Raw genomic sequence first — 2713 nt, 5'->3', positions numbered from 1 at the left:
GTCGTCGATCCGCGCCGCACCGACATCGTGCGCTCCGCGCATGTCGAGGCGCAGCACCATCTGCCGCTGCTGCCCGGCACCAACGTCGCCGTGCTGACCGCGATCGCCCATGTCATCGTCACCGAGGGTCTCGCCGACGAGGCCTTCATCCGCGAGCGCTGTGACTGGAGCGAGTTCGAGGACTGGGCGGCCTTTGTCGCGCAGCCCAACCACTCGCCGGAAGCCACCGCGATCATGATCGGCGTCGACCCGAAGGAGCTGCGCGAGGCGGCGCGGCTGTTTGCCACCGGTGGCAATGGCGCGATCTATTACGGCCTCGGCGTCACCGAGCACAGCCAGGGCTCGACCACGGTGATCGCGATCGCCAATCTGGCGATGGCCACCGGCAATATCGGCCGTCCCGGCGTCGGCGTGAACCCGCTGCGCGGCCAGAACAATGTGCAGGGCGCCTGCGACATGGGCTCGTTCCCGCACGAACTGCCGGGCTATCGCCACATCTCCGGCGATGTGGTGCGCGAGCAGTTCGAGGCGATGTGGAACGTCAAGCTCAACGATGAGCCTGGCCTGCGCATCCCCAACATGTTCGACGCCGCGATGGAAGGCACCTTCATGGGGCTCTACGTGCAGGGCGAAGACATCCTGCAATCCGATCCCAACACCAAGCATGTGGTCGCCGCTTTGTCGTCGATGGAATGTGTCATCGTCCACGACCTGTTCCTCAACGAGACCGCCAATTATGCCCATGTGTTCTTCCCGGGCTCGACCTTCCTGGAGAAGAACGGCACCTTCACCAATGCGGAACGCCGCATCCAACGCGTCCGAAAAGTGATGGCGCCGAAGAATGGCCTGGAGGACTGGGAAGTCACGCTCGGCTTCGCCAAGGCGCTGGGCTACGAGATGCACTACAACCACCCGTCCGAGATCATGGACGAGATCGCGCTGCTGACCCCGACCTTCCAGGGCGTGTCCTACGCCAAGCTGGAGGAAATCGGCTCGGTGCAGTGGCCGTGCAACGAGAAGCAGCCGCTCGGTACGCCGATCATGCACATCGACGGTTTCGTGCGCGGCAAGGGCAAGTTCATGCTCACGGAATATGTACCGACCGACGAGCGCACCGGGCCGCGCTTCCCGCTGCTGCTCACCACCGGCCGTATCCTCAGCCAGTACAATGTCGGGGCCCAGACGCGGCGCACCGCCAATGTCGTCTGGCATGAAGAGGACCGGCTCGAGATGCATCCGCATGACGCCGAGCAGCGCGGCGTGCGCGACGGCGACTGGTGCCGGCTGGTCAGCCGCGCCGGCGAGACCACGTTGCGCGCCTTGCTCACCGAGCGCGTCGCGCCCGGCGTCGTCTACACCACCTTCCACCACCCGACCACGCAGGCCAACGTCATCACCACCGAGTTCTCGGACTGGGCCACCAACTGCCCGGAATACAAGGTGACGGCGGTGCAGATATCGCCCTCGAACGGGCCGTCGGAATGGCAGAAGGAATATGACGAGCAGGCGCGGCAATCGCGCCGCATCGCGATGCCGGTGGTGGAAGCCGCGGAGTAGCGATGTCCGATCCGGTCCGCTCGGTTTCACGCACGATCTGGCGCCGCGATGGCGCCAGCGCGGGCTTGCGCGCGGTGCCGGAAGAGACCGCGCTGGCGATCACCTATAATGGCGGCACCTATGCCGTGATGATGGGGACGCCGGCCGAGCTGCGCGATTTCGCTGTTGGCTTCAGCCTCAGCGAGGGTGTGGTGAAATCGGTCGACGAGATCCTGTCGTTCGAGGCGGTCGAATTCGACGATGGAATCGAGCTGCGGATGTGGCTGGCGACGGACACCGCGGAGAACATCAGCGCGCGGCGCCGGCAGATCGCCGGCCCCACCGGCTGCGGGCTGTGCGGAATCGATTCGATCGCCGAGGCGGTGAAGCCGGCGGCGATCGTGGGATCGGGCAGGGCGTTCGCACCCGAACAGATCATGGCGGCGATGGCGTCCCTGGCGCCGCTGCAGAAGATCAATATCGAGACCCGCGCCGTCCATGCGGCGGCGTTCTGGACGCCGGCGCACGGCATCGTCTGTCTGCGCGAGGATGTCGGCCGCCACAACGCGCTCGACAAGCTGGCCGGCGCGCTGGCGCAGGGCAGGGTTGATGCCAATGAGGGAATGGTGCTGCTCACCAGCCGCGTCTCCGTCGAGATGGTGCAGAAGACCGCCGCGATCGGCGCCACCTTGATGGTCTCGGTGTCCGCGCCGACGGCGCTCGCCATCCGCCTCGCCGAGGCCGCCAATATCACGCTGGTGGCGATCGCGCGCGCCGACGGTTTTGAAATTTTCACGCATCCGCACCGCGTCATGTCCGACGCGCAGGCGCAGGGAATCGACCATGCACACATCGACGTCGCCTGACCGGCTGATCTACATGGCCAACCAGATTGGCACCTTCTTCAATAGCCAGGGCCAGACCAAGGCGGTTCCGGGGATCACCGAGCACATCCGCAAATTCTGGGATCCGCGGATGCGCAAGCAGATCCTGGCGCATCTGGAAGCCGGCGGCGAAGGCCTCGATCCCAACGTCCGCGACGCGCTCAGGGCGATGAAGAACTAGAGCATGATGACTTTATGTTAGTTCAAATCACTCACCCCGTCATTGCGAGGAGCCCTTGCGACGAAGCAATCCAGTTCTTGCGGAGCTCGTGGCTCTGGATTGCCGCGTCGCT

At 65.2% G+C, this 2713-nt stretch carries 3 protein-coding genes; all 3 read left to right on the top strand.

Annotated features, from left to right (window positions below; translation table 11 throughout):
* The coding region (locus tag Q0S16_RS00015) for a molybdopterin-dependent oxidoreductase (RefSeq protein WP_295843668.1) at positions 1 to 1557 on the top strand (1557 nt) is incomplete at its 5' end.
* Positions 1558 to 1559: 2 nt separating this feature from the next.
* Entirely contained in the window at positions 1560 to 2402 is an 843-nt protein-coding gene (gene fdhD, locus Q0S16_RS00010; protein WP_295843666.1) for a formate dehydrogenase accessory sulfurtransferase FdhD, read from the top strand.
* Positions 2380 to 2601, top strand: a complete 222-nt coding sequence (locus tag Q0S16_RS00005) for a formate dehydrogenase subunit delta (RefSeq protein WP_295843664.1) — start codon at positions 2380 to 2382, stop codon at positions 2599 to 2601. The genes fdhD and Q0S16_RS00005 overlap by 23 nt, the downstream gene beginning before the upstream one ends.
* Positions 2602 to 2713: the final 112 nt, after the last annotated feature.

This window comes from Tardiphaga sp. (assembly GCF_025356345.1).
GTDB lineage: Bacteria > Pseudomonadota > Alphaproteobacteria > Rhizobiales > Xanthobacteraceae > Tardiphaga.
Note: the sequence above shows the minus strand (reverse complement) of the source record. Positions and strands in the feature narration are given on the sequence as shown.

Excerpts from the sequence above, each read along its gene's own strand:
- Q0S16_RS00005 (WP_295843664.1), top strand. The coding sequence starts at position 2,380 with ATGCACACATCGACGTCGCCTGACCGGCTGATCTACATGGCCAACCAG.
- fdhD (WP_295843666.1), top strand. The coding sequence starts at position 1,560 with ATGTCCGATCCGGTCCGCTCGGTTTCACGCACGATCTGGCGCCGCGAT.